Raw genomic sequence first — 24,891 nt, 5'->3', positions numbered from 1 at the left:
TTCCGTGTTTCGCGCAGTCTGTAGCAGCTTCCGCCTTCCCTGTAGAAGCTTCCGCTTTCACGTTTCCGTGTTTCGCGCAGCTTGTAGCAGCTTCCGCCTTGACGTTTCCGTGTTACGCGCAGCCTGTAGCGGCTTCCGCCTTCACGTTCTGAAAAACAGACTTGTGTTAAAGCATTGCATTGGGATGCTCCCCAGCACTTTGCTATACAAGCCACATTCCAAGATTGGGTGTGGCGGTTGACTATGCAAACTCTGTGCTACCTCTTCTATTCAACATCTTTAATTCGGGTTTTTCGTTCCAGAATCTCCTTCAGTACTAAGGTTACTACTGCTAGCAACGCTAACAGTACAGCCGCAGAGAAAGCCGCTTCAGTTTCGTATTGTTTGTAAGCGTCTTCTACAAACAGTGGTAGACTCTGGGTTTGGTCAGCAATGTTGCCAGATACCACCGAAACTGCTCCAAATTCACCCATTGCTCTGGCATTGGTCAAAATTAAACCGTAGAGTAAGCCCCAACGGATACTGGGTAGGGTGACGCGCAAAAATATTTGCCAATCTTTTGCACCAAGAGTTCTCGCAGCTTCTTCTTGATCCTTACCAAACTCTTCTAAAACCGGAATCACTTCTCGCGCCACAAAGGGCATACTTACGAAAGCTGTAGCCAATACCATACCAGGAAAGGCAAAGACAATCTTGATATCATGAGCCTGGAGCCAAGGGCCAAACCACCCATTGCGTCCGTAAAGTAGCACAATCATTAATCCTGCAACTACGGGCGAAATCGAAAAGGGCAGATCGATAATGCTCAAAACTACGGCGCGTCCAGGAAATTTATGACGAGCGATCGCCCAAGCTGCACATAAACCAAATACTGTATTTAAAGGTAGAGAAATCACAGCTAATAACAGTGTCAGCCAAGCTGCATGGAGAAAAGCCGGTCGCGTCAGGTTAGATAGAAACGGCCCAACTCCTTTACTAAAGGCTTGGACAAAAACGTTAATTGCCGGGATATATTCAACTAAGCCTAAATAGGCGATCGCTATCCCAATCAAAACTATGGGTACCCAACTCTTCTGCTCTTTCGGTTTGGCTGTATCTGATACAGATGCAGATGAGTGAAAACTTGGCTTATCTACTGTCATATCGCCTCGCCCATGCTTGTAAGAAATTAATTGCCAATAACAGTACCAACGAAATTGATAGTAAAACTATGCCAATTACTGTTGCACCAGAATAGTCATACTGCTCTAAGCGTTGGAAAATTAGTACAGGTGCGATTAAATCTTGGTATGGCGTATTGGAAGAAATAATCACAGTCGAACCATATTCCCCAACCGCACGGGAGAAACCCAAGGCGACACCAGTTAAAATTGTCGGAAATAAGGGTGGCAAAATCACCTTCCAGAAGGTTTGCCATTGAGAAGCACCCAGACACCAGGAAGCTTCTTCAATTTCACGTTCCATTTCCTGAAGTACCGGTTGTACAGTTCTCACAATAAAAGGTAGTGAGATAAATATCATTGCTACCGCTACTCCCGTGCGGGTAAAAGACACCTTAATTCCCAGTGGTGCTAGTAGCGAACCTATCCAGCCCTTATCGCTGTAAACTGTTGCCAGAGTTAGCCCTGCGACAGATGTTGGTAGTGCAAAGGGTAAATCCACTGTCGCGTCAATCACCCGCTTTAAGGGAAAGTCGTAGCGAACCAGAACCCAAGCAATCAGAGTTCCAAATACGCCATTGAGTAAAGCCGCAAAGATTGCCGTAAAAAAAGTGACATTATATGTTGCTAATGCTACATCGCTGGTTGCGATCGCCCAAAATCTCGCTGGAGTTTCCGTACTTGCTTTCAGGAACATGGCAGCTATGGGGATAAACAACATCACTGTCAGGTATCCAATAGTGATTCGCCAAGTCCAAGGAACGCGCCCCAAGTTTTTCCAGAATGGCGTTTTGCCTTCAACTTGCACAGAAGGAGATACAGTCACGTCGCTTCGCTCCGAATTCAAAATTCAAAATTCAAAATTCAAAATTCAAAAAAACTTTTGTGTCAGCAGTCAGTTGTTCTTTTTCCATATCAAAGTCCCCCTTTTTAAGGGGGATTTAGGGGGATCAAGATATGTGCAACTTCACATTAAATTGGTATCAGCACTCAGCACTTCTAACGCCCAATGCCCAATTCCCTATAACTAATTACTTTTTCTTAGCTTGAATCTGGTCAAAAATAGCTCCATCTGCAAAGAACTTCTTATTGATTCCATCCCAACCGCCGAAGTCTGCAACTGTACCCAGAGTTTTCACCTTGGGAAATTTGTCTGCAACTTCCTTGCTTAGAGTCAAAGTATCATCCGCCGGTCGGAATCCGAATTTTGCAAACTCCTGTTGAGCCTCTGGACTATATAGATATTTGACAAAACCTTCAGCAACTTCACGTGTACCGTGCTTATCTACATTTTTGTCTACCACTGCAATGGGATTATCGATAGAGATATTGACATCAGGGATAATCGCAGTCAACTTTTCACCCTTTTGTTCTGCCAAGATAATCTCATTTTCATAGTTAATCAGGGCATCACCTTGACCCTGCTTGAAAAATGCATCAGTAGCTTCACGAGCATCCTTGGTTAGCAATGGCACATTTTTGTAGACTTTAGTCACAAACTCAGTCGCTTTCGCATCATCTCCACCAGTTTTAATCACTGAATTCCAAAGAGCTAAGAAATTCCAGCGTGCAACCCCTGATGTTTTCGGATCGGCGGTAATTAGTTTTATACCGTCTTTAGATAAATCTTCCCAAGTCTTGATGTTTTTAGGATTTCCTGGACGGGTGACTAATGCTGCAACTGATTTAGAGACAATACCATTGTTGGGAACTTCTTTTTCCCATCCTGGTTGAATTAATCCAGCTTTCTCAATTTTTGAAGTGTCTCCAGCTAATGCTAAGTGAACAACATCTGCTTCTAAACCATCGATAACGGCGCGAGTTTGGGAACCAGAGCCGCCATAACTTTGCTTGAAGATGACAGTTTGATTATGATCTTTCTTCCACTGTTCTACAAACTTAGGAATAATTGCTTCGTGAGCTGCTTTCGTAACTGCAAAGGAAACTAAAGTTAATTCAACATTATCTTTGCTTGCAGCCACAGGAGTAGCACTAGCAGCAGGGGTTTCAGAGGCAGAATTATTCGCAGTTCCTCCACCAGAGCAGGCCGCAAGGGCTACACTTAATACAGTACCTACCAAAAAGAGTGATACAAAGCTTTTGAGCGAATTTAGTCTGAACCGATACGTTGTATGTTCAGCGTAGCTTGCCGCCGGAGGCATCGCTTGTAAACTTTTTAGTAGGCGTTGCCATAAACTCATCCTAATTTCCTCCACTAAATCTACAAATAATTGATGGGAATACAGTTATATAGTATTTATAATACTGGATGATTCCATGTATCTAGTTGGAAATACCAAAATACTCCATATTCTTTATCAAGAACATGGTGATTTTAGCAGTTTTGTGAGGAATTATAAATGATTTTATTTTCAAATATGGAATTGCGCTCACAATCAGCTACCTTTTGCATCAAGTAACTTGCTAGTAAATAGCTAATTTAGCAGCTTGGTTTGTAGGTAAAAGAGAGCGCACAATCTCAAAGATCCCCGACAACTTTTACGAAGTCGGGGATCTGAGTCTCTCGATTTTCACAACTCATTTAGGATTGCTAGAGAAATTATCTAAATGGGAAAAATCGAAGAACTAATTATTATTAACTGAATGCATATTTCCGGGGCAGCCCGTCCTGAAAAACTAATAATTCTCCCGGTTGAATTTTTGTCCAAACTTCGTTATCAGTAAGGGGAGTGGTAGCAATGACAGCAACGCGATCGCGTTCGGTAGTCACCTCCCGAAAATCTACGGTCATGTCTTGGTCAATTAAATGGGCAGCAGCAAAGGGCGCTTGGCGAACAATGTAGCTGAGATTAGTTGAGCAATAAGCAAAAAAGTGTTCTCCATCAGATAATAAGTAATTAAATATACCCAGATTTGCAATTACAGCAGTAATTTCTTGCAGCACAGGGTACAGTTCCTTTATATCGGGCTTACCTTTAGGAAAGCGCGATCGCAATGTTTCTAGCATCATACAGAATGCTTTTTCACTATCGGTATCACCTACAGCTTGATAAAAGCCCAAATTTTCTGGATCAAAATCTGGCAAATTACCGTTGTGGGCAAACACCCAATACTGACCCCACAATTCTCTGCGGAAAGGATGGCAGTTGTGTAGGGCAACTTCACCCTGAGTAGCTTTGCGGATATGGGCTATGACATGGGTTGAGTGGATGGGATAACTCCGCACAAACTCCGCTACCGGAGAAGCAACAGAAGGTTGGGCATCTAAAAACATTCGACATCCCTTTCCTTCAAAGAAAGCAATGCCCCAACCATCCTTATGGTCATCCGTTTTTCCTCCCCGTGCAGAAAACCCTTCAAAAGAAAAGCAAATATCCGTTGGAACATTGCAATTCATTCCGAGCAGTTGGCACATGGATGTTGCAGCTCTCAATTTTTGACTAAGGCCTCAGGATTAAGATACTTCAGAATGCTGCATGATTCTGGAGCGATCGCTTCAATCTTTGAATTTAATGGGCATTGGGCGTTAGGAGTTAGGAGTTAGGAGTAGAGACGCGAAAAATCTTTGTCTGTACAAGAGTAGGAGTTTTGTTTGTCTCCCTTGTCTCCCTTGTCTCCCTTGTCTCCCTTGTCTTCCCCTGCTCTGCCGTTAACATTTATTAACGAATTACGAATTACGAATTACAAATTATCTTAAAACATTTGCTGTAAATATTGCTCATAGCCTAGTTGTTCTAGTTTTGCTTGCTTGGCAATTACTGATTCACATAAGGTTTGGCGATATTGTTGCACTTTTTCTAACAATTCTGGTTGATGAGTTGCGAGGATTTGTATTGCTAAAAGTCCGGCATTTTTGGCATTACCGATCGCCACTGTTGCCACAGGAATACCACCAGGCATCTGTAAAATAGAATACAAAGAATCTACACCTTGTAAGTTCCGAGTGGGTACAGGAACACCAATCACAGGAAGTGGAGTTAAAGACGCTACCATTCCAGGTAGATGGGCAGCACCACCCGCACCAGCAATAATTACCTTAATACCGCGTTGGTGTGCAACTTGAGCATATTGCACCATCCGTTCTGGGGTACGGTGAGCCGAAACGATCGCTACTTCACTTTCAACGCCAAATTCTTCACAAACTGCGATCGCATCTTTCATAGTGGGCAAATCGGAATCGCTGCCCATGATAATACCAACTAACGGAGTCATAGAATTTTAGATTTTAGATTTTAGATTTTGGATTAATTGCTGATTGTTTCATCTAAAATCGGATGAGATTTAGCTATCTCCTCGCCAGTGTGATGATTCAAACAATACAAAATCCTGTAGATATTATCAATGCTAGAGTGCCTGGTTACAAAGATTTGCAGATGCTCTTGGTTAATCAAGAGGGCATAATTGAGCAAATCTTGCCAATGGGTACAGTAAAAGCAAATAGCCATGCATCGGTAATAGATGTTACAGGCGACTGGATTTCATTGGGTGGCGTTGATTTGCAAATTAACGGTGCTTTGGGATTGGCATTTCCTGATTTGACGGCTGAAAATGCTCATCTACTCGAAAAAATAACCCAATTTTTGTGGAATACCGGGGTAGATGGATTTTTACCGACACTTGTGACAACTTCAGTAGAAAAGATTCAGCGATCGCTTGCAGTCATTGCTAATTTTACTCCTTTCTCTGTAGCCGGAGAGAGATCATCTGCCAAGATTCTCGGAGTACATCTAGAAGGCCCATTTTTGAATTACCAAAAGCGGGGCGCACACCCAGCAGAGTACTTGTTACCCTTAACAATTGACGAGGTAAAGCGGGTTTTGGGTGATTATGGTGCGATCGTAAAAGTCATCACCTTAGCCCCGGAATTAGATCCCACTGGTGAAGTAATTCCATATTTGCGTTCTTTGGGGATTACCGTTAGTTTAGGGCATTCTCAAGCAACATTTGCCCAAGCACAACTTGCCTTTAAACTCGGTGCAACGATGGTAACTCATGCTTTTAATGCCATGCCACCATTGCATCACCGCGAACCAGGATTATTAGGGGCAGCAATTACCCATCCTGATGTAATGTGTGGTTTTATTGCTGATGGTGAACATGTTTCGCCCACAATGCTGCAAATTTTACTTCGCGCTAGCGATCGAGAAAAAGGGTTGTTCCTCGTCAGTGATGCCCTTTCACCTTTAGGGTTACCAGATGGCGTGTATCCTTGGGACAGTCGGCAAATTGAAGTTAAAAATGGTACAGCAAGACTGGCCGATGGCACTTTATCAGGGACGACTTTACCTTTATTAGTGGGAGTGCAAAACTTGGTAAAGTGGGGAATTTGTGATGTAGAGACTGCTATTTTACTAGCTACAGATGCACCTAGACAAGCAATTGGTTTACCAGGAATTGTCAAGAGTCAACTTGCTAATTTATTACGCTGGCGTTGGGATGAAGCGACAAAAAAACTAACTTGGCAGCGATTATTGGGCTAAATTTCGATTTATCTAACCACAGAGACAAGGCAGCGCGGTCTTGGGGTCTCCCCAAGTGGAGCATCTGGCGTGGTTTCCCCCATGAGCGACTGCCGCGCAGAGAACACAGAGGTAATATAAGAGATGAAAGAGAAATTTTTTGAACAAAATTTTTACCCACCTTGAAAGGGCTACTCCTTCACACTATCCGGTTGACAATTGTCCACACTTCCCCATCAGAGCGGACATAAGGAACAGAGATTGTTTTGAAGCCAGTAATGAAGGGTTTGTAATAAATCTGCCAATACATTGGACTAAGTTGATTTGCACAAGCTTTCAGAAAACGGACTTCTGCCGCCAGTTCACCTGCTAGTTGATTAATGCGTTCAGCATGAACCTGTGCCACTTCTTTCGCTTCTTCTAGCTGCTGCTGTAGAATAAGTTGTTTGGATTCAGCTTGCGATGTCTCCGACGGGCTACGCCTACGCACTAGCTTACCTTGTTTTTGTTTTATCTTGCCTTCCAAGGCGGCGATCGCTGCATCTATGCCTTGGAGTTCAACTGATAATTGGGCATTTTCTCTGGCTTGACGGCGGTAAGCTTCCACCATTGCTTGGGGTGAATCATTCTCATCAGAGATAACCTTATTAATAGTGAGTGCAGCGCGTTCTTCTAAAAGAGCCTGAATTTGAGACTTAAGCGCCACTATTTCAGCCTGAGTTTGCTCCATAAATCGAGTTTTAAGTGCTGAGTAAAATATTAAAAGCTTTTTGCGCCTTGGGTATCTAGATAAAGCGATCGCACCTCGGCTGTAATTCCTTCTTCTTGCCAAGCAGCTAACATTGCCGCCTCCACAGCCTTTGAGTGTAACTTATCCGCCAAAGCTAACAGTGTCGGCCCCGCACCACTAATCACCATACCATAAGCACCAGCACTTACAGCTGCAATGTTGAGAGCATCATAACCAGGAATCAAAGCTTTACGATAGGGCTGATGCAATTTATCTTGTAAAGCTGTCTTTAACCATTGTCCATTACCAGTTTCCAAGCCGCGTAACAATAATCCCAAATGTGCCATATTAAAAATCGCATCGGCGCGACTTACTTCAGTTGGCAGAACGCCGCGCGCCTCGGAAGTAGAAAGTTCAAAATTAGGAATAGCTACAACGGGGACAACATCTTTATGCCAGGGAACATCACAAATTTCCCAACCTGCGCCACTGGTAGCAGCCAGACGACATCCTCCCAACAAAGCTGGGACTACATTATCAGGATGTCCTTCCATTGCGATCGCTAATTCCATCACCTGCGACTGAGACAGAGTTGCACCTTCTAGTTGATTAGCCGCAACTAACCCACCAACAATTGCTGTCGCCGAACTACCCAAACCCCGCGCCAAGGGGACACCTAACTTAATCTCTATTTTCACACTCGGCGGTGTCTGCTCTATATGTTGATAGAATTTGACAAATGCTTGGTAAAGAAGATTAGTTTCATCAGTTTGGACTCGTTCAGCTTCCGTACCAGTGACATGAATAATTAACCCACCCTCTTCCAGGCGAGTGAACTTGAACTCGTTGTACAGCTTTAAGGCTGCACCGATGCAATCAAAACCAGGCCCCAAATTCGCAGTTGTGGCGGGAACGGTAACGGTGATGGCAGAAACAACAGACATTGGTAAAACTCACTAATCATCAACTAGCATCCCATGTAAAGGGTTGATTTGCTCATGAATTATATTAATTGTCTGTAAGTAATCAAAATAATTACGAATTACTTTGACTTAGCCTGAATCCCCATCTAGTTTATAGCCTGATTTTTTGTTCATTAATAAACTAACTGAACGCTTTGGTCGAGTGTAGAGTCCACTATTAACATTAATATAACCAGAGTAACGGTACGATGATGACCTTTTTCGAGCCGTTCATCATAACTATAGCTAATACCTTCCAATCCTTGAGATAACTGTTTCTCAAACCAATCTTTAACTTGTCCATGAAGTGTAGGATGATTACCTTTAAGTGCTAAGACATAATCCGCTTTTGCGTTAAAAATTTGAGATGCAATTGCTAAAGACCAAAATACCCATACCGAGGGCGATCGCTGTGATGATATGCACCACAGATTCGATTTGAACTTCCAGGGTACTGGGTTCTCGCTTCACGGTTGCAGTCAGGTGGGCAACCTGACCAAACTCGGTCTGAGTTCCTGTAGCATACACCACAGCTAATCCCCGCCCTGCGGAAACAGTAGAACCCGCAAAAACGAGATTGCTGGCTTCAGAAGCACGGATATTTTCAGTCACAACAGGTTCCGCCGAACGGGCAACCGGCAGCGATTCTCCAGTCAACACTGAGACATCGACATACAAAGATTGATCTGAAACCATTCTGGCATCGGCAGAGATGCGATCGCCCTCTTCCAATTGCATGACATCTCCCTGACGGGAATCTCAGATAGTGTCCCATCTCGATAGACTTTAGCTCGCACGGGCAACATTTTATTGAGTGCTGCTAACGCTTGTTCTGCTTGGAATTCTTGCGAAAAACTAAAACCAGCATTAATCCAGATCACTGCCCAGATTGCCCAGCCGAGTTCAGGTGTACCGGAAATAAAAGCCAGCGTCCCTGCAACCCAGAGCAAGAGTGCCATAAAATGGGTCAATTGATCGGTAAAGCGCAGTAATAGCGATCGCCTAGCTGGTTCGGGTAGTTCATTAAACCCGTAATGCTTGATTCTGAATTCTGGATTCTTCTTCAATAACTGCTGACTCCATCAGTGGTTCGTCCACTTATTTCACTCTCATGGATGCGGTAAATTGCGATCGCTTCTGAACGTCCCTCAGCATCAATCCAAGTTCGATTGATCGCAGGTGACAGCGTTGTATTGCGCTCTTTGATTAAGTGCATGGCGCGATCGATGTCTGAATGCTCGGTGAGGCGCGAGGCTCGACCATTCACAATCACACTGCGCCAATGAAGGGGGCTGTGAAGTTCTTCAACCTGTAGGCAGATTTCTGGATTCGCGTCAATATCATGAGTCTTCATACCCACCGTTGTAAACAGGTAGATGTCCTCTTCTTCGAGATAATAATACATTGGCATCACGTAGGGTTTGCCTTCGTGTATACAGCCAAGATGACCGTATCCTACTTGGTGTAGTACTTCGTGTATTTCTTTTGAACTCATTTCATCAATATCTAACATTAATATTCTCCTAACAGGATGTTTTAAAAGTAGTTAGCTGTGACTTTAATCGAGTGATTACCCCCCTTAATCCCCCCTTGTAAAGGTGGGAAACAAGAGAATCTAGTTCCCTCCCCAATGCATCGGGGAGGGTTAGGGTGGGGTAAAACTTCGGTTAATCACTATTTCAGACTTGTGTGTACACCGTAGCCAATACATACGGGGAGGGTTAGGGTGGGGTAAATAAATAAAAGCAACTGGCGGGTAGGATGCAATGACTGTTATCTAGATGTGGCTTTAGACCAGATGCTGCAAGCGACTCAGACGCTTTGAGTAACTTTTCATCACCTCTACGGCAAACATGGGTGTTTCCTGAACGGCAAAGAGAAACTCTTCCTCATTAAGGAAAACCAGTTTGCTATTTACCTTAGCGATCGCTGTGTAAGTTCTATTTTTAACTCCTACAAGTACCCCGACATCAAAAACTTCGCCCGTCTCAATAGTTTCTACAATCTTGCCATTGACTAATATATCCACCTCTCCTTCGAGAATCCCATACATTTTATCCCCAGGCTGTCCTTCTTCAAAGATGACTTGGCCTGGTGAAAATACTTTAGGCTCGGATTGTTTTTGAAAGATACTGACTGTTAACACAGGACTTAGCATAAGAGCAACCCCAAAATTCTTTGTTTTTAAACGAAACTTTTGGATAAGCAATAGCTAAACCCAGAAAAGTACACTACTTTCTGTTGATTAACTCTCGACCTCCGCCAAATTCCTGATTAGTTCCCTGACTTTTCACTAAAACATAAAGCATCAAATACTTCTTGTATCTTGCTAGGTAAATAAGTTCAATTTTATCTACTACTTTTGAGTGTTTTATGAGAATTTGTATAACTTATACACAAACTAAAACATTTACTCAAACATAATATTTGACTGCGGAATGTTATATTTATTATTGTCAAAATAAGGGGGCATCAATGGATACACAAAGAAGTATTCAGATTGACCCGACTGGTAAAATTGCTGGAGCAGTGATTGCAGCTTTGTGGATTGCAATTTGTCTTCATTCTTTTAGAAAAGTTAGAAAAAAGATATCAAATGGGTTCTATAAGTTTTTGTAGCCAGTCGTTTGAGGGTTTCCCTCAGATTAGCTAGCTTTGCCTCCTGCCAAAACTGCGCTACTTCCGAAGCTAAGATTGCATCTTCAGTTAACAGTTTTTTCAATTGGTGACGCAACGCAGCCTGAGCATCCTTGTCACTGGTGTTAGCGAGTACGAGTAGTCCAGCCTCAGTAAGAGCGTCACCTGAAAAGCATAATGCAAGTATCCAATGCCAAATAGATAGAGAACACTTGCTTTCTTGAATTCCAGTTGTGTTTAGAGTGATGTGATTTTGAGAGCGGTCAAAACTTGATTTCATCCTAATTTCATTTCTGAATGAAAGACTAGTAAGAGAGTGTATTTCTAAAACTTAAAAGTACTTTTGACCGTTCGCAATATCCTCTCTCCCATACTCAAGGATTTTTAGTAGCGATGTCTAACTCTCTGCGTTTCCAAACACCGACAGCTATTGCTTGTGTTTCTGGCACATTTCTGAGCCTGTTGTTATTAGCAAGTCCCACAGTTGTTATGGCTCATGGCGGACATGGAAATGAGTTTCAAGGAGGAAGTGAAGCCACTTCAACTAATAATTCTATTCAGGTTGATGCCGATACAGCCAAACGTCTAGGGATTAAAGTCGAGCCTGTCCAACGTCAAAGGTTAGCCATTGGTATCAAAACTACTGGACAAATAGAGACTCTTCCCAGCCAAAAAGTAGAAGTGACTACCCCAATTCAAGGGGCGAAAGTAGTTGAATTGTTGGTGGAACCTGGCGCATCAGTAACAAAAGGTCAACCCCTTGCTGTTGTTACTAGCCCAGATTTAGTGACATTGCGTGTAGAATCTCAGGATAAATTAGCACAAGCTCAAGCTGATTTACACTACAGCGAAGCAGACTTAAGACTGGCTCAACAAAATTATCAAAAATATCAACAAATAGCCGACTCGGAAATTGCTCAAGCACAGAGTCAAGTTGACTTTGCTCAAGAAAAGTACAACAAAGACAAACAGTTAGCTGATGCTGGCGCTTTACCTCGTCGCAATGCTTTAGAGTCCCAGACCCAGCTAGCCCAAGCAAAAGCCGAACTTACTAAAGCCAAGAGCCGCCGGGACGTTATCGGGGCAGAAAATCAACTCAAACGCGCTCAAGCATCAGTTCAGTTAGCAAAGTCAAATATTAATCGCAGTAATACTAGTTATCAAACTCGACTTGCTCAACTAGGAAATCTCCCAAATTCTAAAGGATTAGTGACAGTAACTGCTCCTATCTCTGGTAAGGTTGCAGATAGAGAAGTGACTATTGGTCAAACTTTTAATGATGCCGGTGGCAAATTAATGACGATTGTCAACGATAGTCGGCTTTTTGCTACAGCTAACATTTATGAAAAAGATTTAAGCAAGGTAAGAATTGGTGAGAGAATTAGATTAAAAGTTGCTAGTGTGAGCGATCGCACTTTTTCTGGTCAAATTTCCCGGATTGGTACGGTGGTAGAAGGAGAAACAAGAGTTGTACCAGTACAAGCAGAGATAGACAACTCACGCGGACAACTCAAACCCGGAATGTTCGCAGAACTAGAAGTTTTAACAGACCAAACGTCCTCTGCTATTTCAGCTATTCCTACCTCAGCAGTGGTAGACGCGAATGGGAAGAAAGTTGTTTATGTGCAGAGTGGTAATGCTTACCAAACAGTTGAAGTCACATTAGGTCAGACTTCTGGCGATATGGTTGAAGTTAAGACTGGCTTATTCGAGGGAGATATGATTGTCACCCAACGCGCACCGCAACTTTACGCCCAATCTCTGCGAGGTGGTACTCATGTAAAAGCACATGAACACACAGAAGCCCCACCGCAGACAACAGAGGTTAAAACAGTACCTTTGTGGTTACTAGGAGCAGGTGGAGGAACTGCAATAGCTTTAGTAGCTTTTATGGTAGGTCGTCGCAGCAATCATCAACTGGTTCCAGTAACATCCGAACTTACCTACAACGTACCAGAAGATTCTTCTAATAATTCTACAAACTTGGATGATAACCACCGTGCGCCGAATGAAGAATCAAAAGTCATAATCATCAGTAAAAATACTCAACAATAAAATGCTGAGTGCCTCAGAACTCGACCCCGAAGAAAACGAAGTTTAAGTACTCAAAATCATTTAGATTTTCCTGAATGAATAGATTATTTTTTGAGTCTCATACCAAATAATATTCATGTCAGATTGAATCGTTTTATCAAAAAATTATAAACGAGAATAATACCAATACATAAACTAGGGTAGGCTATTCGTCTTCACTGGGGTGTGGAAAATGGCTTACATTGGACTTTGGATGTTATCTTTAATGAAGTGCTTGTCGCGTTCGTACTGGTCATGCCCCACAAAACTTGTCATTGCTGCGACGAATAGCACTTAACGCATTAAATTTAGAGCAATCATTCAAGCGTAGTAATCGTCAAAAATCGAATCGAGCTGCTATGGATAATAACTATATGCTCACTATTCTTGCTGCTTGTTTATCCCAATATAATGATACCTCTAAATCCGCTTGTCAATAGCGTTTGAGATGCGCTTACCCTGTTAATATAACTTCAATTTGATATTGATAGCTTATCACTGTGGATAGGCTATCAATGCTATGTTATTCCTCAGAAAGATACCTAGCGATCGCTCTTTTCAACAAGTCTATTGGTCAAAAAGCTTACTTCAAAGTTCCCAAAACGGGCGCTACCTCAACTTCTGAAATTTGTGGAACCAATAATCTATTAGCGTAAATCTGGGGATTGCTTTGGGAGACTATGGCATAAGACTGGCGAAGATTAGCATTGACTGCGACAGTCTTCACATCGTACATCTGCATCGCCATTTTGGGATAGAAACCAATACCAATAATCATCAGCAGAAAACAGGCGGCAATAAAAACCTCACGGGGTCTAGCATCGTCGTAGACTGTATCTTCTGGTACAAGACAGTCTGTACCAAAACAAACTGTTCCGTCATCTTCTTGATTTTCCCAGCCGGCATTATTAATGTCGCATAGCAGTGCTGCGTCTTTACCATAAAAGACCTCTCGCAGCATGGAAAGTAGATAGATTGGTGTGAGGATGACTCCAACTGCGGCGAGAAAAACCGTTACGGTGCAGAAAGTTGAACTGTAAACGTCGCTGCTTGTCATCCCAACAAATACCGATAGTTCGCCAGCAAAGCCGCTCATTCCGGGAAGTGCGAGAGATGCCATTGCTCCGATTGTAAACAGGGCAAAGACTTTGGGCATGGCTTGACCAATACCGCCCATATCTTTCATTACCATTGTGTGGGTGCGATCGTAAGTGACACCGGCTAAAAAGAACAGCACCGATGCAATTAAACCATGCGAAATCATCTGCAACATTGCGCCGTTGATTCCCAAATCAGTGAAAGACGCAATCCCAAGTAGTACAAACCCCATGTGAGAAATCGACGAATAAGCTAAACGCCGCTTCATATTGGTCTGAGCAAAGGAATTCAATGCACCATAGATAATATTGACAACACCGAGAATGGCTAGAACCGGCGCAAAATAAATGTGTGCATCGGGGAGTAGTTCAAGATTCAGGCGAATCAGTCCATATCCGCCCATCTTCAGCAATACACCAGCTAAAATCATCGACACAGGAGATGATGCTTCGCCGTGGGCATCAGGCAACCAAGTATGCATGGGAAAAACAGCAAGTTTGACACCAAATGCAATCAACAATCCTGCATAAAGTAGCAGTTGTAAACTAAGAGGATATTCCTTATTAGCGAGGGCGGTGATGTCAAATGTCATATTACCGCCGCCATATAGCCCCATTGCCAGGGCTGCCACTAAAATAAATATAGAAGCAGCTGCGGTATACAATAAAAATTTCGTAGCCGCATAACGTCGCCTTTGCCCACCCCAAATGCAAACTAGTAGGTAGACGGGAATCAGTTCTACTTCCCACATGATGAAAAATAGCAGCAAGTCTTTAGCAACAAACACCCCTACTTGTGCGGAATATAGCACCAGCATCAGAAAATAGAAAAGGCGAGGTCGGCGATCGACTTGCCAAGCTGAAAATATCGAGAGTGTGGTGACAAATCCTGCTAGAAGCACAAGTGGGGCTGAAAGTCCATCGACTGATACCGCCCAGTTAAAACCTAACTGAGGCACCCAGGCATAATTTTCGACGAGTTGAAAACTAGCACTACTGGGGTCGTAGTGTTTCCAAAAGGCGTAACACATCAAGGCAAAATCTGCAATACCTACACCCAATGCATACCACCGCACGCTCTTACCATCTTTATCAGGCAACACAGGGATGAGCAAGGAAGCAACGAGTGGCAGCAAGACAATCGCGGTAAGCCAGGGAAATTGATCCGCTATCATGTATGTATATAAAAATACTTATCCAGTCAATTATGTCATTCTACTAAACTTTGTAACAATTTCTTAATAAATCTTTGTCCCAGTTAACCATTTTTGGGATTGGGGATTGGGGAAGAAAGATTTTTATTTTTGAATTGTTAAGTGATATTTTGTACGCAGTTGATGATGGTTACTTACTTGCTCACGGTACTAATCCAGCGCGCAACGCACGGACAGCAGCTTGTGTACGGTCTGCAACACAGAGTTTATTGAGAATACCTCGAACATGAGTTTTGACAGTTCCGACTGTTAGATAGAGTCTTTTAGCAATTTCTGCATTGTCACAGCCAGCGACAATCAACTCTAAAACATCCATCTCTCTGTGAGTTAAAGGATAACTGACTATACTTTTCTCAGTATCTGGGTCAATACCTTCAATCAAGACTCTTTTTCCAGATGCGCCTCTGCTACCATCGGGGAAATCTTGACGTATTTGTTGTAGTACAAGGTCTGCGATCGCAGGATCGATCCATGAGCTACCTGAGTATGTCGTTTGCACAGCCTCCACTAGTTTCTCAGTTTCGATATCTTTCATGCAATAAGAATCTGCACCTGCTGCAAATGCCGCTAAAACTGCTTGTTCGCTATTTTGCATCGTTAAAATTAGCAGCTTTGTTGTATAGTCTTCATTTTCTGACTGATATTGCCTAAATGTGCGTGTTAGCTCAATACCATCCATATCAGGCAAACCAATGTCAATAGTAGCAACATCCGGCTTGAGAGTTTTCAGAAGCTTGAGTCCGTCGGCTGCATTGGCGGCTTCCCCAACAATGTTAAACTCTGGCTGAGTTTGTAAGGCAGACCGTAAGCCGATTCTGGTCAGATTGTGATCTTCAATCACAAGGATCTTGATTTCACTCATAGTTACTTAACTTTACTGTTATTTATCTAAAGTACAGACTAAAATAATCTCGTTCTTCTATTCGGGATCTTATACAAAAAGCAATGCGTTTGGTATTATTCCCTGAACTTCATCTACCATTAGACATAAATAACCTTATCTCGTAAGCTTTTTTAAGGCAAGAGTTCTAATATGACAATATAATTCAATCAAAAAATATTTTTATACATTAACCTGATGTTTTATGGTAAATAATCTTTCATTAAAAATCTGGTAGCAAGCAAAAACTAGGTGACTATTAAGTAGTTACCCTTGCTTTAACTAGGATTATCCACAGAAAATGGACTAAAGCATCTTACTATAGCACCCAGGCACTGAATATTAGTTGGATAATCAGACGGCTAAGATACTTACAAAACACTCATTCATTTTAAATAAATAGCACAATCTTAAAATAAGGTTAAGTATTTATACGTAATTAAGAGATATTTAACTCAGGAAACTCTAAAAGAAAATGTTAATCCTTAATAATTTCAGCCCTGGTGAAGTAAGCTATTACTAGATTTGCTAGGGATAGCCAAGCACTTCTTTTTTTATTTAGCCATGTCTTTAACTAAAACTGTCAAAAAAGATAAAATTCTCGTTGTCGATGATGTTTTTGACAATCTACTGGTCTTAGAAGCAGTCCTAGAAGATGAGGACTATGAAATTAGCTTGGTAGAAGATAGCAAGATTGCTCTGGCTATGGTTGAGGAGTCACCGCCAGATATAATTCTCTTAGATGTGATGATGCCGGAACTCGACGGCTATGAATTTACTCGACGCATCCGACAGAATCAGGCGTTGCCATTTATCCCTATTCTGCTGCTCACGGCTCACTATGCGTCTAGCGTTGTTGAAGGACTCGACGCTGGTGCAGATGACTTCATTCGTAAACCATTCGATCCTGATGAACTACATGCGCGAGTGCGATCGCTCCTACGCCTCAAGCATAGTATCGACGAACGAGATCAGATGGCTAACCTCCGAGCAGATTTTGTCTCGCGTTTTACTCACGATTTACGCATACCGTTAGTAGCCTCCAACCGCGTATTAAAATTATTGCTAGAAGGCAGGTTTTGCGACGTTTCGCCACAATTGCAAGAGATAATTGATACCATGATCGGCAGCAATCAAGACTTGCTGGAAATGGTAAATACCTTGCTAGAAGTTTATCGTCATGAAGCGGGTTGTAAAACCTTAAAAATTTCTCCGTGCAATATTCAAGAATTAGTTAGTGAAGTTTCCCAAGAATTAACTCCCTTAGCTGAAGAAAAAGGATTAACAGTAAGCATTGACAAAGGAGAAACTGCAAGCACCATTCTATGCGATCGCATAGAATTGCGGCGAGTTTTGACAAATCTCATCGGCAATGCTATCAAATTTACAGATAAGGGTTCTGTAAATATTCATTGCTATCTGACTCCGGTAGCTGTGAATATTGATATCCAAGATACGGGGCCAGGAATTTCTAAACCAGATCAGGCAATATTATTCGAGCGATTTCGTCAAGGGAAACACCAACGTTCTGGTAGTGGTTTGGGACTATATTTATCTCGCTGCATTATCGAAGCACATCAAGGCACAATTGATGTGAAATCTGAACCAGGACAGGGTAGTACATTTACTATACGTCTTCCTGTCGCTGAGGAAAACTAAAATTAGGCGCAATCAATCCGGTTTGGTTAAGAATATTTGTAGGTTGGGTTGAAAGTTCCTGTTGCGTTCTGTATGGAAGTGAAACCCAACAAACCTCAACCCAACCTACACATTTTTATTTGTTAGGCTTAACCTGAACAAAATTAAGTGGAAACTTGAGAAAATATTTTGCGATCGCTATTGTCAAAATGCCTAAAAATTTCAGTGAAAACATAGAGTTAATAAAGGAAGAAGGTTCAGTAAACAATTATTTAACTTAAACTTCTTCCCAAATAAAATTTCACCTATTAAACTACCACCTACATCTAGCTACTATCTCAATTAACTAGACAAGTTAAGCAACTTGTTACAGAGAGGAAAATCTCTGCCACAGTCTACTAATCTAAAGTCTTTTTAACTTCATCTTTGATATTTTCCGCCGTGTTGCGGACTTGAGCTTCAGCTTGTTTAGCTTTACCTTCAGCTTTATCTTTAGGATCGCCAGTTACTTCGCCAATTGCCTCTTGTACTTTCCCTTCGACGTTTTTAGCAAAAGCTTTTGCTTTATCTTCGATACTCATATTCTTTGTTCCTAAAAGATATCAGGTGTTAATTAATTGTTGCTTGCTTGGAAAGCGCTGCAATATCTATAGATTACTTTTAGATAAATTTTAATTCTTCTATCTGACGATGTTTTTATGACAAATATTTGTATCCGTTGTACATAGTTCTTTAACCTTGAAATTCATCTTTGGAAATTAAAGTCATATCCAAAAGGGGGAAAGGTATCATTCTATTGTTATATCTTTAGACAAAATCATTTATAACTTCAGGTAGGCAGCCATGACGATAAACCGTTAGTTGGCTTACATTTTTTAGGATCATTAGCTTGCCGAATAAGGATTTTGTCACAAAAATTAGCAGAAAGTAACATAATTTTTCAAGTTTTCACTGAAGAGTAGTTTAGCTAGTGCAAGGATAGAGAAGTCTAAAAATGAAGTACTTATTTCTAATTTGGGTGCTTATATTCTCTTTAGTCGCTCCTAGTGCGGCGATCGCTGATGTAAAGCAGCCCTACAGTTTAATATCTGGACTTGGCACAATCCACCATCCAGTTTCCACTTCTAATCCCGAAGCGCAAGAATTTTTCGATCAGGGATTAAATTTAATTTACGCTTTTAATCATGATGAGGCGGTGCGTTCTTTTCAACAAGCTGCCAAACTCGATCCGCATTTAGCGATCGCATATTGGGGTGTTGCTTTAGCCTTGGGTCCTAACATAAACTCAGAAATAGACCCCAATCGGGAATTAGCTGCTTACCAAGCGGTACAGCAAGCTTTGGCACTTTCTCCCCAAGCATCTACCCAAGAACGAGACTACATTACCGCCTTAGCAAAACGTTACTCTCAAGATGCCGATGCCGATTTGTATCAACTAGCGGCAGATTACGCCAAAGCAATGGCAAACCTAGTTAAACACTATCCTGATGATTTGGATGCGGCGACACTTTACGCTGAAAGCTTGATGGATCTGCATCCTTGGCAGCACTGGACTAAAGATGGTAAGCCACAGCCAGATACAGAAGAAATTGTCGCTGTTTTAGAATCAGTTCTCAAACGTAACCCGAATCATACGGGAGCCAATCATTATTATATTCATGCAGTGGAAGCTTCGCCTTCTCCACAACTGGCCCTTGTCAGCGCCAAACGACTGGGAACTTTAGCGCCAGCAGCCGGACACTTGGTACACATGCCTTCCCATATTTATTTTCGTGTGGGAGATTATGAAGGGGCAATGGAAGCAAACAAACAAGCGATCGCTCAAGATGATATTTACATCAAAAAATATCAAGTCCAGGGTACTTACCCCATGATGTACTACAACCACAACATACATTTTCTCATGGTGGCCAGCAGCATGGCAGGAAAATATGAAGATGCTCTCCAAGCCGCAGAGACGTTAATCGCCAATGCTACTGCCATTGATCCCTATGCCCCAATGCTTGAGGGATTAATGGGTAGTAAAATGCTGATTCAGACACGCTTTAGTGATTGGGATGCCATCTTAAAAACTCCTGCTCCTGATGCTAAATTGCCCACTACCACAGCACTTTGGCATTTTGCTCGTGGCATGGCAATTGCTACCACAGGCAAACTTGAAGATGCAGCAAGTGAAAGTCGGGCATTACTGGCTGCTAAACAGGTGATTTCCCGCGAAGCAACCATTGGATTCAGCCCAGCAAGTAGTATTTTAGACATTGCCTCAAAAGTTCTAGATGCCAAAATTGCTACACAAAAGCATGATTATGAATCTGCCATACAATTGCTAGAAAAAGCAATAGTAGCGGAAGATGCCCTAAAATACATGGAACCACCAGACTGGTACTTGCCGACGCGGGAATCTTTGGGTGCTGTGCTTTTGGCTAAGGGTGACTATAGAGAGGCTGAGAAAGTTTTTCGTGCCGATTTAAAAAAGTATCCTCAAAATGGGCGTTCTCTATTTGGCTTGCAAGCAAGTTTAGAGGCACTAGGTAAAGATCAAGCCGCTCAAGTTGTCAAAGCAGAATTGGAAAAAGCTTGGAAAGGTGATGTTCGGCAACTTACAGCAGATTTCAAGTTAGTGAGGTACACAAGGTAAGTCTGTTACCCAGGTATAAAGCGTGTTTTACTCCTGAATTCTGAATTTTGCTGTAATCGCGTAGCTGGCTGTGGTAAGCATCACAGTTGCTTTCATAGCGGGTTATTGAAAAAAGTACAAGTCACCATAGTTTTATATTTGTTGCCTGACTTTGCCTTTCGTATTAAAATTTTGAAGTAATACTTCATGGTTTAATGCAGTCAAACGTTCAATTCGGATATTCAAAGATGCGCCCCTGTATGTCTGATTTTCTATATCACCCTACAGAATTTATCTTTTTCACATTTCCAACCCTTTTTGGCGGTGGATTGTACTTAGGGTATGTAGGGGCGGGCGATCGCTTAGGTGCGATCGCATCACTGATTAACTATCTACTGGATGCAAAGAGTTGGCTCGTATGTCATCCTAGATTTATGAGAATTAATTCAGTGATGTCTTTGGTTTTAGTATTGAAAGGCTTTTTCCTTTTAGTATTTACAGACTTCTGAGAGAAATTAAAATCTCTACACAGTGATGATTTTGGAGAGAATCGATGTCAATTTATGTAGGTAACCTCTCTTATGACGTTACACAAGAAGATTTAAGTGGTATTTTTGCAGAATATGGTACTGTAAAGCGCGTTCAAGTACCTACTGACCGTGAAACAGGTCGTCCGCGCGGCTTTGCTTTTGTGGAAATGGGAACTGAAGCTGAAGAAACTGCTGCCATTGAAGCTCTTGACGGTGCTGAATGGATGGGTCGTGACCTGAAAGTAAATAAGGCTAAACCCAAGGAAGACAGAGGTGATAGAGGTTCCTTTGGTGGTGGTAACAGAGGAGGATACGGCGGCGGCGGCGGCGGTCGCGGCGGACGCTACTAACCTTGAAAACAAAAAAATTTGCCTAGAGTCTTAAGGTCAGACAAGGAGTCTGTCTTTTTTTTGTAATGTTACTGAAACAGTGCTGAGTACCCAGGAACAAGTGCTTGTCGTTATTTCAATACTTCTCAACGAGAGGCTGCACCAACGATAAGCTTTGTAACCATCCCCTAGATTTATCTAGGGGGTTACTCAGCACTCCTGAATACCCGCCCATTGATGAAGTCAATTTAGTTAGGAGAAATAATGACCCAAGTAATTGTAGGTGACAATGAACACATTGAGTCAGCCTTACGACGATTTAAACGAGAAGTTTCTAAGGCTGGGATTTTTCCAGACATGAGAAAGCATCGTCATTTTGAAACGCCTCTAGAAAAACGCAAGCGCAAAGAAGTTGCCAAGCACAGACAAAGTAAGAGAAGTTTCCGTAATTAGGGGCTGAGATATAGCAGAATTCAGAATTCAGGAGTCAGGAGTCAGAATTCAAAAGTAAAACAGGCTTTATACCTTGCTTTGACACGAATCTTTCTGTACTTCACCTTCCTTGAATTCTGTTGTAAATAGGACTTACGCACTGAGATCCCCCAACCCCCTTAAAAAGGGGGCTTTAGAAGTTCCCCCCTTTTTAAGGGGGGCTAGGGGGGATCTAGGTTTCAGGCTTCAGTTATAAACGAATGCCCTCATAGATTTTATGAGGGTTTTCCTTTTGGCTATTTTAAATTCAGGAAACCTAAAGAAACGCTAAAATCAAGTCAGCCTTTGTATTGTAGCGGTTGTGTCCCACATCACTCAGAGTGCGGTTCACTGCATAAATCCTGATTGTCTACGTCCTTATCCTCAGCCTTGGGGAAACAAATTTTGTAACAGCTGTGGCGCACCGCTAGAGTTGTTAGACCGCTATGTTCCACTTCAACCCTTGGGATCGGGAGGATTTGCTCAAATTTACACGGTTTGGGATGAAAAAACTCAAACTGAAAAAGTGTTGAAAGTATTGGTAGAAGATTCGCCCAAGGCACTGGAATTATTTACCCAAGAGGCGGCAGTTTTATCTAGCTTGCACCATCCAGGTGTCCCCAGAGTCGATGGCGATGGGTATTTTAACGTAAACCTGTTTAATCCCAAACCGCACCAACTGCCTTGTCTGGTCATGGAAAAAATCAATGGGCGGACTTTAGAGGAAATATTAAAAAAGTTTCCCCAAGGGTGTCCAGAGGATTTGGTTTTAAACTGGTTTGCCCAATCTCTACAGATTTTACAAGAATTACACAAACGTCAGATTATTCACCGGGATATTAAACCTTCTAATTTAATGCTAGGCACATCTTCGCCATCTGTAAGCCCGTCTCCAGGGCAAGCAGGGGGCGATCGCTTGGTACTAATTGATTTTGGGGGAGCAAAACAATTTACTGCCTCTAAGCTGCGTTCTCAGTCTAGTTCCACGCGATTATTTTCTTCTGGCTACAGTCCACCAGAACAAGTGAGTGGCGGCATTGTCGGGCCAAGCGCCGATTTTTATGCCCTTGGTCGAACGGTGATTGAACTACTAACAGGTAAATACCCGCTAGAGTTGGAAGATCGGCAAACGGGTAAATTACGCTGGCGAACTTTGGTGAATGTCAACCCGCAACTAGCAGATTTGCTGGATGAGATGGTGCAGGACGATGTGCGATCGCGTCCAGCAAATGCAGCTATAATTCAAAAACGTTTGGCGAAGATTTCTCAACCATTACCGCCAGCAGGGTTATTTGCTCAACTGCAAGACAAGATTAAGCAAGTCTCAACGCAAGTTTCCCAGAGATTTAGACTGCTAACACAAGCTATTGAACAAGTTTTAGCTAACTTTAGCCAAGCTGTTATTAAAACCGTTATTTTTATCGCTCAGACCATCATCAAAATTTTCCAAGCTTGCTTGGCGACGGTTTGGGCGATGATCTTGAGTAGTTTTGGTGCTTGTTTTGGTGCGATCGCTGGTTTTATTTTGGCCTATCGTACCAGCTTGGGGCCTCAGATTGTGGAATTGATTGGGAGTCAGCTAAACCAATTAGTGCCAAATACTCAACCCGTCTTCGGGGCAGATATTTTGGTGTTCGTCGCCGCAGGTTGGGGAACCGCATGGGGACTGACAGTATCCGGGTGTTTTGGTCAACGGCGGCGGTTTTTAGTGGCATCCCTAATGGGCATGATTAGCTATGGCTTCGGTTGGTTGATTTTGCAATTAATCACCCCAAAAGATAGCGGCGAGGGCTTAGTGGCAGTGATTTTAGTAGCAGTTTGCCTACTCACCTTGAGCTTAGGACTTCGCAGCCATCATGTAGTGTACGCTGTATTCGCTGCCTTTGGGAGTGCGATCGCCTATGCAGTTTTGATTCTTTTGAAGTTAGCACCTCCGATTTTGCAATTTACTAGTCAACCAGCCTGGTCAGAGTTACGATTACCTCTAATTTTTTTTGGTTCTATGGGCTTCTTCATCAGCTTCTGGTTAGGAGTGAGTTACTACCTAATTGTCCCTGGATTACGCCTTTTAGGATGGCGATGAAGAAGGCAGGGGGCAGGGAGACAAGGGAGACAAGGAGATAAACAAAACTCCTAACTCTTGTACAGACAAAGATTTTTCGCGTCTCTCTTAACTCCTAACTCAGCACTCAGCACTCCTTTGCCCAATGCCCAAAAACAAGATCCCCCTAGTCGCATTTTTATCGAGCTAGGGGGATCACATATTTGGTAGTCTATAATTGGTTCGGTATAGTTCCTTACGATTTGATTCTATAGCCTATATTTCTGTTTGAGTAGTCTTACTATCATAATTTATAGTATTTTTACACCTTCTTAATGAATGCTTCATCCCTGTACTTCCCTAGAGAAGAGGGATATGTAAGGATGACAGTATGCGATGTGCGTAATTTGTCATTTTTGTGAATATCAGTAAAAAATATGAAACTTGAGATTCTTGCTACCGCCGCCCTTTTAGTTTGTTTCGGGTTTGCAGAGCAGGCCGTTGCATTGAATCAGCCAGACTTGGATCAGTTGAAGGCAACAACTGCCTGTCCCCGGTGTAATTTGAGTGGTGCTGACCTAACTAAACTAAATCTAACTGGAGCAAATTTGCGAGGTGCTGACTTGAGTGGTGCGACATTATCTCAAGCTAATCTCACGAATGCCGATTTTACAGGTGCAAATTTAGAAGGTGCAATTCTGAATTCGGCAAATCTCAGTGGTGCTTCTTTAACAGGAGCAAATTTGAAATCAGCATCCTTGGAAAATGCCGATCTATCTAATGCAGGTTTCATCAGCGCCAATTTAGAAGCAACAAACTTAAAAGATGCCAAATTAGAGTTTACTAATTTTCGGGGGGCTAACTTCCGACTAACAACTTTGGCTAATGGTGTCGTCACCTCTGATATGCCTTATAACTGGTCGTCAGAGAGTCAAAAGACCAGAGAATGTAACCAGTTCAAACCCGAAAATACTTTAGGCACAACCTGTTATTCAAAATAAATTGGGAATTGGGCATTGGGCATTGGGCATTGGGCATTGGTTATTCTCCCCCTGCCTCCCCTGCCTCCCCTGCCTCCCCTGCCTCCCCTGC

The 24,891-nt window shown here is 42.4% G+C and carries 25 protein-coding genes and 1 pseudogene; 11 read left to right on the top strand and 15 right to left on the bottom strand.

Translation table 11 applies throughout. The features are described 5' to 3' along the window. A partial coding sequence (locus tag HWQ37_RS09085) for a hypothetical protein (protein WP_292746032.1) occupies window positions 1-241 on the top strand: 241 nt, incomplete at its 5' end. A 25-nt stretch (window positions 242-266) separates the two neighbouring features. On the opposite strand, the gene cysW is transcribed toward HWQ37_RS09085, so the two are convergent. The 5 genes from cysW to purE form a co-directional block, all read right to left on the bottom strand. Continuing rightward, window positions 267-1,142 (bottom strand): sulfate ABC transporter permease subunit CysW, encoded by an 876-nt coding sequence (gene cysW, locus HWQ37_RS09080; protein WP_292746030.1) that lies wholly within the window; start codon window positions 1,140-1,142, stop codon window positions 267-269. Further along, window positions 1,129-1,986: a sulfate ABC transporter permease subunit CysT gene (gene cysT / locus HWQ37_RS09075; protein WP_465249681.1), complete on the bottom strand. Its 858-nt coding sequence runs from the start codon at window positions 1,984-1,986 to the stop codon at window positions 1,129-1,131. Before cysT ends, cysW begins: the two co-directional genes overlap by 14 nt. A 205-nt stretch (window positions 1,987-2,191) precedes the next feature. Next, window positions 2,192-3,361, bottom strand: coding sequence for a sulfate ABC transporter substrate-binding protein (locus tag HWQ37_RS09070; protein ID WP_292746028.1), 1,170 nt, complete (start codon window positions 3,359-3,361; stop codon window positions 2,192-2,194). A gap of 395 nt (window positions 3,362-3,756) precedes the next feature. Continuing rightward, on the bottom strand, window positions 3,757-4,536 hold the full coding sequence (locus HWQ37_RS09065) for a class II glutamine amidotransferase (protein ID WP_292746026.1): 780 nt from the start codon (window positions 4,534-4,536) through the stop codon (window positions 3,757-3,759). 278 nt (window positions 4,537-4,814) lie between these two features. Then, the gene (purE, locus tag HWQ37_RS09060; protein ID WP_292746024.1) at window positions 4,815-5,333 is read right to left on the bottom strand and encodes a 5-(carboxyamino)imidazole ribonucleotide mutase; all 519 of its coding nucleotides are present in this window, start codon (window positions 5,331-5,333) and stop codon (window positions 4,815-4,817) included. Between the two features lie 92 nt (window positions 5,334-5,425). Here purE and nagA point away from each other — a divergent pair, with 92 nt between their 5' ends. Further along, the gene (nagA, locus tag HWQ37_RS09055) at window positions 5,426-6,601 is read left to right on the top strand and encodes an N-acetylglucosamine-6-phosphate deacetylase (protein WP_292746022.1); all 1,176 of its coding nucleotides are present in this window, start codon (window positions 5,426-5,428) and stop codon (window positions 6,599-6,601) included. 178 nt (window positions 6,602-6,779) lie between these two features. On the opposite strand, the gene HWQ37_RS09050 is transcribed toward nagA, so the two are convergent. From HWQ37_RS09050 to HWQ37_RS09020, 7 genes are all read right to left on the bottom strand, one after another. Continuing rightward, on the bottom strand, window positions 6,780-7,310 hold the full coding sequence (locus HWQ37_RS09050) for a hypothetical protein (RefSeq protein ID WP_292746020.1): 531 nt from the start codon (window positions 7,308-7,310) through the stop codon (window positions 6,780-6,782). A 29-nt stretch (window positions 7,311-7,339) separates the two neighbouring features. Then, window positions 7,340-8,254 (bottom strand): homoserine kinase, encoded by a 915-nt coding sequence (gene thrB / locus HWQ37_RS09045; protein ID WP_292746018.1) that lies wholly within the window; start codon window positions 8,252-8,254, stop codon window positions 7,340-7,342. Window positions 8,255-8,626: 372 nt separating this feature from the next. Beyond that, window positions 8,627-8,968 carry a P-type ATPase actuator domain-containing protein gene (locus HWQ37_RS09040; RefSeq protein WP_292746016.1) on the bottom strand — a complete coding sequence of 114 codons (342 nt, stop codon included), beginning with the start codon at window positions 8,966-8,968 and terminating at the stop codon, window positions 8,627-8,629. Continuing rightward, window positions 8,926-9,339: a cation-transporting P-type ATPase gene (locus HWQ37_RS09035; protein ID WP_292746014.1), complete on the bottom strand. Its 414-nt coding sequence runs from the start codon at window positions 9,337-9,339 to the stop codon at window positions 8,926-8,928. Before HWQ37_RS09035 ends, HWQ37_RS09040 begins: the two co-directional genes overlap by 43 nt. Further along, window positions 9,336-9,785 carry a pyridoxamine 5'-phosphate oxidase family protein gene (locus HWQ37_RS09030; RefSeq protein ID WP_292746012.1) on the bottom strand — a complete coding sequence of 150 codons (450 nt, stop codon included), beginning with the start codon at window positions 9,783-9,785 and terminating at the stop codon, window positions 9,336-9,338. The genes HWQ37_RS09035 and HWQ37_RS09030 overlap by 4 nt, the downstream gene beginning before the upstream one ends. Before the next feature lie 276 nt (window positions 9,786-10,061). Continuing rightward, on the bottom strand, window positions 10,062-10,430 hold the full coding sequence (locus tag HWQ37_RS09025; RefSeq protein WP_292746010.1) for a Crp/Fnr family transcriptional regulator: 369 nt from the start codon (window positions 10,428-10,430) through the stop codon (window positions 10,062-10,064). A gap of 420 nt (window positions 10,431-10,850) precedes the next feature. Next, the gene (locus HWQ37_RS09020) at window positions 10,851-11,189 is read right to left on the bottom strand and encodes a hypothetical protein (protein WP_292746008.1); all 339 of its coding nucleotides are present in this window, start codon (window positions 11,187-11,189) and stop codon (window positions 10,851-10,853) included. A gap of 113 nt (window positions 11,190-11,302) precedes the next feature. Here HWQ37_RS09020 and HWQ37_RS09015 point away from each other — a divergent pair, with 113 nt between their 5' ends. Both HWQ37_RS09015 and HWQ37_RS09010 read left to right on the top strand, forming a co-directional pair. Continuing rightward, window positions 11,303-12,964 carry an efflux RND transporter periplasmic adaptor subunit gene (locus HWQ37_RS09015; protein ID WP_292746006.1) on the top strand — a complete coding sequence of 554 codons (1,662 nt, stop codon included), beginning with the start codon at window positions 11,303-11,305 and terminating at the stop codon, window positions 12,962-12,964. A 183-nt stretch (window positions 12,965-13,147) separates the two neighbouring features. Next, window positions 13,148-13,422: pseudogene (locus tag HWQ37_RS09010) on the top strand (transposase); the annotation flags it as partial. 143 nt (window positions 13,423-13,565) lie between these two features. Here HWQ37_RS09010 and HWQ37_RS09005 read toward each other — a convergent pair. Together HWQ37_RS09005 and HWQ37_RS09000 are read right to left on the bottom strand one after the other, a co-directional pair. After that, window positions 13,566-15,254: an NAD(P)H-quinone oxidoreductase subunit 4 gene (locus HWQ37_RS09005; RefSeq protein WP_292746004.1), complete on the bottom strand. Its 1,689-nt coding sequence runs from the start codon at window positions 15,252-15,254 to the stop codon at window positions 13,566-13,568. A gap of 181 nt (window positions 15,255-15,435) precedes the next feature. After that, entirely contained in the window at window positions 15,436-16,155 is a 720-nt protein-coding gene (locus HWQ37_RS09000; RefSeq protein WP_292746002.1) for a response regulator, read from the bottom strand. A 582-nt stretch (window positions 16,156-16,737) separates the two neighbouring features. Here HWQ37_RS09000 and HWQ37_RS08995 point away from each other — a divergent pair. Further along, window positions 16,738-17,832, top strand: coding sequence for a hybrid sensor histidine kinase/response regulator (locus HWQ37_RS08995; RefSeq protein ID WP_292746000.1), 1,095 nt, complete (start codon window positions 16,738-16,740; stop codon window positions 17,830-17,832). 377 nt (window positions 17,833-18,209) lie between these two features. On the opposite strand, the gene HWQ37_RS08990 is transcribed toward HWQ37_RS08995, so the two are convergent. Continuing rightward, window positions 18,210-18,392, bottom strand: a complete 183-nt coding sequence (locus HWQ37_RS08990) for a CsbD family protein (RefSeq protein ID WP_179065116.1) — start codon at window positions 18,390-18,392, stop codon at window positions 18,210-18,212. Window positions 18,393-18,805: 413 nt separating this feature from the next. Here HWQ37_RS08990 and HWQ37_RS08985 point away from each other — a divergent pair, with 413 nt between their 5' ends. The 6 genes from HWQ37_RS08985 (at window position 18,806) to HWQ37_RS08960 (ending at window position 24,800) form a co-directional block, all read left to right on the top strand. Beyond that, entirely contained in the window at window positions 18,806-20,449 is a 1,644-nt protein-coding gene (locus HWQ37_RS08985) for a tetratricopeptide repeat protein (protein ID WP_292745996.1), read from the top strand. Window positions 20,450-20,688: 239 nt separating this feature from the next. After that, complete coding sequence (locus HWQ37_RS08980; RefSeq protein ID WP_292745993.1) at window positions 20,689-20,937, top strand: hypothetical protein; 249 nt, start codon at window positions 20,689-20,691, stop codon at window positions 20,935-20,937. Window positions 20,938-20,981: 44 nt separating this feature from the next. Next, window positions 20,982-21,308 carry an RNA recognition motif domain-containing protein gene (locus tag HWQ37_RS08975; RefSeq protein WP_190732485.1) on the top strand — a complete coding sequence of 109 codons (327 nt, stop codon included), beginning with the start codon at window positions 20,982-20,984 and terminating at the stop codon, window positions 21,306-21,308. Window positions 21,309-21,551: 243 nt separating this feature from the next. After that, window positions 21,552-21,740: a 30S ribosomal protein S21 gene (gene rpsU / locus HWQ37_RS08970; RefSeq protein ID WP_012407716.1), complete on the top strand. Its 189-nt coding sequence runs from the start codon at window positions 21,552-21,554 to the stop codon at window positions 21,738-21,740. A 340-nt stretch (window positions 21,741-22,080) separates the two neighbouring features. Continuing rightward, window positions 22,081-23,841 (top strand): serine/threonine protein kinase, encoded by a 1,761-nt coding sequence (locus HWQ37_RS08965; RefSeq protein WP_292745988.1) that lies wholly within the window; start codon window positions 22,081-22,083, stop codon window positions 23,839-23,841. A 395-nt stretch (window positions 23,842-24,236) separates the two neighbouring features. After that, a complete protein-coding gene (locus HWQ37_RS08960; RefSeq protein WP_292745987.1) occupies window positions 24,237-24,800 on the top strand; it encodes a pentapeptide repeat-containing protein in 564 nt (187 codons plus the stop codon). Window positions 24,801-24,891 lie beyond the last annotated feature (91 nt).

The organism is Nostoc sp. NMS4, from assembly GCF_017115095.1.
Taxonomy (GTDB): Bacteria; Cyanobacteriota; Cyanobacteriia; order Cyanobacteriales; family Nostocaceae; genus Nostoc.
Note: the sequence above shows the minus strand (reverse complement) of the source record. Positions and strands in the feature narration are given on the sequence as shown.

Excerpts from the sequence above, each read along its gene's own strand:
- cysW (WP_292746030.1), bottom strand. The coding sequence starts at position 1,142 with ATGACAGTAGATAAGCCAAGTTTTCACTCATCTGCATCTGTATCAGAT.
- HWQ37_RS09070 (WP_292746028.1), bottom strand. The coding sequence starts at position 3,361 with ATGAGTTTATGGCAACGCCTACTAAAAAGTTTACAAGCGATGCCTCCG.
- HWQ37_RS09065 (WP_292746026.1), bottom strand. The coding sequence starts at position 4,536 with ATGTGCCAACTGCTCGGAATGAATTGCAATGTTCCAACGGATATTTGC.
- purE (WP_292746024.1), bottom strand. The coding sequence starts at position 5,333 with ATGACTCCGTTAGTTGGTATTATCATGGGCAGCGATTCCGATTTGCCC.
- nagA (WP_292746022.1), top strand. The coding sequence starts at position 5,426 with ATGATTCAAACAATACAAAATCCTGTAGATATTATCAATGCTAGAGTG.
- HWQ37_RS09050 (WP_292746020.1), bottom strand. The coding sequence starts at position 7,310 with ATGGAGCAAACTCAGGCTGAAATAGTGGCGCTTAAGTCTCAAATTCAG.
- thrB (WP_292746018.1), bottom strand. The coding sequence starts at position 8,254 with ATGTCTGTTGTTTCTGCCATCACCGTTACCGTTCCCGCCACAACTGCG.
- HWQ37_RS09040 (WP_292746016.1), bottom strand. The coding sequence starts at position 8,968 with ATGGTTTCAGATCAATCTTTGTATGTCGATGTCTCAGTGTTGACTGGA.
- HWQ37_RS09030 (WP_292746012.1), bottom strand. The coding sequence starts at position 9,785 with ATGTTAGATATTGATGAAATGAGTTCAAAAGAAATACACGAAGTACTA.
- HWQ37_RS09025 (WP_292746010.1), bottom strand. The coding sequence starts at position 10,430 with ATGCTAAGTCCTGTGTTAACAGTCAGTATCTTTCAAAAACAATCCGAG.
- HWQ37_RS09020 (WP_292746008.1), bottom strand. The coding sequence starts at position 11,189 with ATGAAATCAAGTTTTGACCGCTCTCAAAATCACATCACTCTAAACACA.
- HWQ37_RS09015 (WP_292746006.1), top strand. The coding sequence starts at position 11,303 with ATGTCTAACTCTCTGCGTTTCCAAACACCGACAGCTATTGCTTGTGTT.
- HWQ37_RS09005 (WP_292746004.1), bottom strand. The coding sequence starts at position 15,254 with ATGATAGCGGATCAATTTCCCTGGCTTACCGCGATTGTCTTGCTGCCA.
- HWQ37_RS09000 (WP_292746002.1), bottom strand. The coding sequence starts at position 16,155 with ATGAGTGAAATCAAGATCCTTGTGATTGAAGATCACAATCTGACCAGA.
- HWQ37_RS08995 (WP_292746000.1), top strand. The coding sequence starts at position 16,738 with ATGTCTTTAACTAAAACTGTCAAAAAAGATAAAATTCTCGTTGTCGAT.
- HWQ37_RS08990 (WP_179065116.1), bottom strand. The coding sequence starts at position 18,392 with ATGAGTATCGAAGATAAAGCAAAAGCTTTTGCTAAAAACGTCGAAGGG.
- HWQ37_RS08985 (WP_292745996.1), top strand. The coding sequence starts at position 18,806 with ATGAAGTACTTATTTCTAATTTGGGTGCTTATATTCTCTTTAGTCGCT.
- HWQ37_RS08980 (WP_292745993.1), top strand. The coding sequence starts at position 20,689 with ATGTCTGATTTTCTATATCACCCTACAGAATTTATCTTTTTCACATTT.
- HWQ37_RS08975 (WP_190732485.1), top strand. The coding sequence starts at position 20,982 with ATGTCAATTTATGTAGGTAACCTCTCTTATGACGTTACACAAGAAGAT.
- rpsU (WP_012407716.1), top strand. The coding sequence starts at position 21,552 with ATGACCCAAGTAATTGTAGGTGACAATGAACACATTGAGTCAGCCTTA.
- HWQ37_RS08960 (WP_292745987.1), top strand. The coding sequence starts at position 24,237 with ATGAAACTTGAGATTCTTGCTACCGCCGCCCTTTTAGTTTGTTTCGGG.